Below are 6,446 nucleotides of genomic sequence, written 5' to 3'. Positions count from 1 at the left end.
GACACAGAAAAAGACACATACAAAGACGAAGTAGATAAAGCAACAGACAAACCTGGAGTAAACGAGGTTGTAGCAGAAGCAAAAGCAAAAGACACAGAAAATAAAGAACTTAAGGAAGCAAAAGACAAAGCCAAAGAAGACATAAAAGATTTAAATCTAACCCCAGAAGAAAAAGCAGCAGCAGAAAAAGCAATAGATGACGCAAAAGACAAAGCTGAAGTAGACCAAGCTGTAGCAGACGCAAAAGACAAAGCAGCAGCAAACGACCAAAAAGATAAAGAACTTAAGGAAGCAAAAGACAAAGCCAAAGAAGACATAAAAGATCTAAATCTAACCCCAGAAGAAAAAGCAGCAGCAGAAAAAGCAATAGACGAAGCAAAAGACAAAGATGGAGTAGATAAAGCTGTAGCAGACGCAAAAGACAAAGCAGCAGCAAACGACCAAAAAGATAAAGAACTTAAGGACGAAAAAGACGCAGCTAAAGAAGAAATCGACAAACTACCAAATCTAAGCAATGACGAAAAGAAAGAAGCAAAAGATAAGGTAGATGAAGCAAAAGACAAAACTGGAGTAGAAAAAGCTGTAGAAGATGCTAAGGCAAAAGACGAAGAAAAGGCATCTGACCCAGCAGACAAAGCAAAAGAAGAAGCCGAAGAAGCAAAGAAAGCAGCCGAAGAAGCAAAAGCCGAAGCAGAAAAGAAAGCAAAAGAAGCAGAAGAAAAAGCAAAAGAAGCAGAAAAGAAAGCTGAAGAAGCAGCTGAAAAGGCAAAGGAAGCTGAAGAAAAAGCAAAGGAAGCAGAAGAAAAAGCTAAAGAAGCAGAAGAAAAAGCAAAAGAAGCAGAAAAGGCAGCCGAAGAAGCAAAAGAAGCAAAGGAAGCATCAGAAGCAGATCCAAATAATACAGAATTAGCAGAAAAAGCAAAAGAAGCAGAAGAAAAAGCAAAAGAAGCAGAAAAGAAAGCTGAAGAAGCAGCAAAGGCAGCCGAAGAAGCAAAGAAAGCAGCAGAGGAAGCAAAAGCCGAAGCAGAAAAGAAAGCTGAAGAAGCAGCAAAGGCAGCTGAAGAAGCTAAGGAAGCAAAAGAAGCTGCAGATAATGCACAAAAAGAAGCAGATAAAAAAGCAAAAGAAGCAGAAGAAAAAGAAAAAGCTCTTCCTGCAACACCTGATGATAAAAATAAAGCTAAAGAAGAAATCGGCAAGCTACCAAACCTAAGCGACACAGAAAAAGATAAGTATAAAAAACAAGTTGATGATGCAAAGACAAAGGGCGAAGTTGAAAAAGTTGTAGAAGCAGCAAAAGAAAAATCAGCAGGAGGTCAAACACCACCCACACCAACACCAACTCCTACACCTAATCCAGATGGAGACAGGGATCGCGATTACTGGCATAGATCATACTGGACATATAGTTATGGACCATCTAGTACTACAAAGGTAACAGTAGCAAAATCAAATCTTGTAAAACTAGAAGCAAAGTTAGTAATAGGTTCTAAAGAATTGATTAAATCAGTAGATGGCGTAGAACAAAAAGTATTTATGGACATTGCACCATTTATTGAAAAAGACAGAACAATGCTACCAATTAGATTTGTAGCAGAAGCATTAGGATTTAATGTACAGTGGGATAATGAAAACAGAACAGTCATCCTAATTGATAAAGAAAATGTAGTAAAAATTCCGGTAGATACAAATCAAATAATCGTAAACGGAAAAGTTTATGAAAGTGATGTAAAACCAGTCATTAGAAATGACAGAACAATGCTACCAATAGCAAATATAGCAAGAGCATTGGGCTTAAAAGATGGCAAGGATATTTTCTGGAATGGAAATACAAAGGAAGTTCTAATTACAAGAGAAGTTTCAAAATAAGACTTCACTAATAAGAGGGACAATATAATGGCTCTATGCCAAATATTGGAGAGGCTCGTTTATTCGAGTCTCTCTTTTCATTGCAGACTTTAGACAGTTAAGCACGCAAGGCGTGCGAAACAGAAAACTACTCGCTATGCGGTTAGGAAACAATAGGTTATAGCAAAAAATCACCTCAGTATTATAATAGAGTTGTTCAAACCTAAAATACAAATTTGGAAATAGACATTTTTGGGCAAAGGGATATTATGTAAGTACGGTAGGATTAAATGAATAAATAATAGCAAAATATATAAGAGAGCAAGAGCAACAAGGCATAGCAATGGATAAATTAAGTGTAAAAGAATAGGAAGATCCATTCAAAATAAGATGAATGAAGCCCTTTCAGGGCTAGCTAAAGAGGCAAAAACAATAAGGTTTGAATAAAGTAAAAACCAGCACCTTGAGAAGCGGGTTGGGATCACTCGGACTTATAACCCGTGATCAAACCACCGTTTGATGGGTGGTTGCGATTGTAAGTAAATTTAAATAATAACACTTATAGAAATATTATTTAAAAATTTGAGAATTTTTTAAAAAAAATGTAGTATTATTTGTTCATATTGTTACAAAGTGTAAGTTATTAGGAAATAATTATTAAATTTTGCTAAGCTAACAACTTAGTCAAATGGCTTGAAGCCTTTAAATAAAGGCGAAATTAATGTATAATAATTGGCATATAGTTCTAATGTAATCTACATAATTAATTGATTAAAAATTTAGATTTTGATATAATAATCATATTGGAACTTATTCCGCAATTTGAAATAATAGGAGGTGTGATTATGTGGGGAAAGGAAACTATGACTATTGCTGAAGCTTTTGGAGTTTCTTTGACAGGTATTGTCGTTGTCTTCTTATCATTATTATTTTTGGCCGTAGCAATTAAAATAGTATCTACTGTTGTAAATGGAGCCATGGGTAGTAGCAAGCCATCAGGCGGTGTTAAACAACAACAAAGCCCTGCTAAGGCAAAGGCAGCTGAAAATAAGGGAGTCGATCCAAAAATGATTGCTGCTATTGTGGGAGCTGTTAGTCAGGCCGAAAGGTCAAGAGTTGAGTCTTTCAAAATTGTCTCAATTAATGAAGTAAAATAAAAATATTTTTTTAAAAAGAAAGGGAGTAAAAATGAAGTATCAAGTAAAAGTAGATGGAAAAGTTTTTGAAGTTGAAGTGGAAAAAGTTGGCGGAGGATATCAATCTCTTCAAGCAGGTTCTTTAAATGCAGCACCTGCACCGGCACCTGTTCCTCAAGCAGCACCTGCACCAGCAGCACCTGTTCCTCAAGCAGCACCTGCACCAGCAGCACCTGTAGCATCAGGAGGAAGCAATAGTGATATTATTTCTCCAATGCCTGGAAAAGTTTTAAAATTAATTGCCTCTGACGGAGCTCATGTAGAAGCCGGAGACGTTGTACTTATTCTTGAAGCTATGAAGATGGAAAATGAAATCGTAGCACCTGTAGGAGGAACTTTAAGATTAAAGGTAAGTGCAGGTCAAACAGTAGATACTGACGCATTATTAGCATCTATTGAATAATTAGTTAATTTTTAGGAGGTAAACATGCTTATAAGAACCTTACAAGGAATACTTGCCGAGTCAGGTTTTGCTAATATGTCTGTACAAAATGGTATAATGTTTTTAATTTCTTTTATACTTTTATATTTAGCAATTAAAAAACAATTTGAACCATTACTATTAGTGCCAATTGCCTTTGGTATGTTATTAAGAAACTTACCACTAGCAGGTCTAATGGAAACGGCAGAACCATGGCAATCTTCGGGTGTTCTTGCTATTATGTATAACGGGGTTAAGTCAAATCTTTTCCCATGTTTAATATTTATGGGTGTTGGAGCCATGACAGACTTCGGCCCACTAATTGCTAATCCTATTTCATTATTATTAGGTTCAGCAGCACAAGTTGGTATTTATTGCGCATTTACTTTAGCTATAGCTTTAGGATTTTCTCCTCAAGAAGCAGCTTCAATCGGAATCATTGGTGGAGCAGATGGTCCGACAGCAATATTTACAACATCAAATTTAGCACCGCATTTATTGGCACCAATTGCCGTAGCAGCTTATTCATATATGGCCCTCATTCCTATGATTCAGCCACCAATTATGAAAGCTCTTACAACAAAAAAAGAAAGAGAAACTAAGATGGTCGCTTTAAGACAAGTTTCTAAGACAGAAAAAATAATTTTCCCAGTGGTTGTAGTACTATTTACAGCACTATTATTACCTGACGTAGCACCTCTTTTAGGACTTTTAATGCTAGGAAACTTATTTAAAGAAACAGGACTTACTGACAGATTATCTGATACAGCACAAAACGCACTTATGAATATAGTAACAATAATGTTAGGACTTACTGTTGGAGCAACTGCAGAAGGTAATAACTTCCTTGCAAAAGAAACTCTAATGATTATATGCCTTGGACTATTTGCATTCTGCTGTGCAACTGCAGGCGGAGTTCTATTTGGAAAAGTGCTATATTATGCAACTGGAGGAAAAATCAATCCTCTAATCGGATCAGCAGGCGTTTCTGCAGTTCCAATGGCAGCGAGAGTTTCACAAGTTGAAGGAAGAAAATACAATCCTACAAACTTCTTACTAATGCATGCTATGGGACCTAACGTTGCCGGAGTTATCGGTTCCGCAGTAGCCGCTGGAGTATTTTTACTATTGTTCAAATAACACTTCGTAAACACGAAGTGTTTATATATGATATGACAAATTTAAGGAGGTTATATTTTTGAGTAAAGTCATGAATCTAAAAGATGCCATCGCTAAATATGTTGAAGATGGTGATGTAATATCCTTAGGTGGATTTACAACAAACAGAAAGCCCTATGCTGCCGTAAACGAAATTATTCGTCAAGGTCAAAAAGATTTTATCGTAGAAGCAGGTCCTGCAGGGGGAGATTGGGACGAATTAATTGGAGCTGGAAGAGTTAAGGCATACATAAACTGCTATACTGCAAATTCCGGTTACACAAATGTATCAAGAAGATTTAGAAAAGCTGTTGAAGAAGGAACTCTCCTAATGGAAGACTATTCACAAGACGTTGAAATGCAAAGAATTCACGCAGCAGCTCTTGGACTTCCATATTTACCATGTAAATTAATGATGGGATCAGGCCTAGTTGATAAATGGGGTATTTCTAGAGAAGAAAGAGAAAAGATCGAAAAATTACCAAATGATAAGTTTGTATATGTAGAAAATCCTTTTAAAAAAGGAGAAAAAGTTGTGGCTGCACCAGTACCTGAAATTGATACAGCTATAATTCACGTACAAATGGCATCTCCTGATGGAACAACAAGAATTTTAGGAAACACTTTCCATGATGTTGACATTGCAATTGCTGCAAGAAAAGTTATTGTAACTTGTGAAGAACTTGTTAGCGATGAATATATTAAAACTATTGGATTTGAAGAAAATAAAATCCCAGGATTCTGTGTTGATGCAGTAGTTCATTGTCCACATGGATCTCACCCATCACAAACATATGGATACTATGACTATGATGCAGATTTCTTCAAAATGTATGACAAAGTTTCAAAAACTCAAGAAGATTTTGACGCATTCTTAGATGAATGGGTATATGGTGTTAAGGATCATGAAGAATATCTAAATAAATTAGGAGCAACAAGACTTATCGGTCTTAAAGATACTCCGGGATACGGATACGCAACAGACGTATTAAAGAAGGAGGTAAAATAATGCCAAGATACGATAATTATACAAATAAAGAAATGCAAGCAGTAACTATTGCAAAACAAATTAAAAATGGCAATATAGCAATAGTAGGAACTGGACTTCCACTAATTGGAGCTTCCCTTGCCAAAGCTGTTTATGCACCAGATTGCTATTTAATAGTAGAATCAGGACTTATGGATTGTAACCCTATTGAAGTTCCTAGATCAGTTGGTGATAATAGATTCATGGCTCATGCTGCTGTTCACTGGACAAACGCAACTTATGTTGGCTTCCAAGCAAATGAATACAAACATGACAAAAAAAGAATGATTGCATTTATTGGTGGAGCTCAAATTGATCCCTTTGGAAATGTAAACTCAACAGTTATTGGAGATTATAATCATCCCAAAACTAGATTTACAGGTTCAGGCGGTGCAAATGGTATTGCAACATATGTAAATACAATTATTATGATGCAACATCAAAAGAGAAGATTTATGGAAAAAATTGATTATGTAACAAGCCCTGGATGGATGGACGGACCTGGAGGACGTGAAAGAGCAGGAATCCCAGGAAATGTTGGTCCACAAATGGTTGTTACAGATTTAGGAATCTTAAAATTTGACGAAGAAACTAAGAGAATGTATTTGGCAGGATATTATCCAACATCTTCACCTGAAGAAGTTATTGAAAATACAGGATTTGATATTGATGTTTCACGTGCAGTAGAACTTGAAGCTCCAACAGAAGATGTAATTAAATTAATAAGAGAAGTAATAGATCCAGGCGAAGCTTTTATAAAGAAGCCTGTCGAAGAATAATTAATTATTAAGGAGAG

At 36.0% G+C, this 6,446-nt stretch carries 6 protein-coding genes and 1 pseudogene; all 7 read left to right on the top strand.

Annotated elements, in window-relative coordinates; genetic code table 11:
* A partial coding sequence (locus tag BQ4446_RS08015) for a stalk domain-containing protein (protein ID WP_209019100.1) occupies positions 1 to 1,869 on the top strand: 1,869 nt, incomplete at its 5' end.
* 196 nt (positions 1,870 to 2,065) lie between these two features.
* Positions 2,066 to 2,218, top strand: a pseudogene (locus BQ4446_RS08180) (transposase); the annotation flags it as partial.
* 475 nt (positions 2,219 to 2,693) lie between these two features.
* On the top strand, positions 2,694 to 3,005 hold the full coding sequence (locus BQ4446_RS08010; RefSeq protein ID WP_071028231.1) for an OadG family protein: 312 nt from the start codon (positions 2,694 to 2,696) through the stop codon (positions 3,003 to 3,005).
* A gap of 31 nt (positions 3,006 to 3,036) precedes the next feature.
* Positions 3,037 to 3,447: a biotin/lipoyl-containing protein gene (locus BQ4446_RS08005; RefSeq protein WP_071028229.1), complete on the top strand. Its 411-nt coding sequence runs from the start codon at positions 3,037 to 3,039 to the stop codon at positions 3,445 to 3,447.
* Between the two features lie 24 nt (positions 3,448 to 3,471).
* Positions 3,472 to 4,605, top strand: coding sequence for a sodium ion-translocating decarboxylase subunit beta (locus BQ4446_RS08000; RefSeq protein ID WP_071028227.1), 1,134 nt, complete (start codon positions 3,472 to 3,474; stop codon positions 4,603 to 4,605).
* A gap of 58 nt (positions 4,606 to 4,663) precedes the next feature.
* Positions 4,664 to 5,632 carry a glutaconate CoA-transferase subunit A gene (gene gctA, locus BQ4446_RS07995; RefSeq protein WP_071028225.1) on the top strand — a complete coding sequence of 323 codons (969 nt, stop codon included), beginning with the start codon at positions 4,664 to 4,666 and terminating at the stop codon, positions 5,630 to 5,632.
* Positions 5,632 to 6,429, top strand: coding sequence for a glutaconate CoA-transferase subunit B (gene gctB, locus BQ4446_RS07990; RefSeq protein WP_071028223.1), 798 nt, complete (start codon positions 5,632 to 5,634; stop codon positions 6,427 to 6,429). Before gctA ends, gctB begins: the two co-directional genes overlap by 1 nt.
* Positions 6,430 to 6,446: the final 17 nt, after the last annotated feature.

The sequence above is a fragment of the Peptoniphilus raoultii genome (assembly GCF_900099555.1).
Taxonomy (GTDB): Bacteria; Bacillota; Clostridia; order Tissierellales; family Peptoniphilaceae; genus Peptoniphilus_A; species Peptoniphilus_A raoultii.
This window is presented reverse-complemented; position numbering and strand designations above follow the sequence as displayed.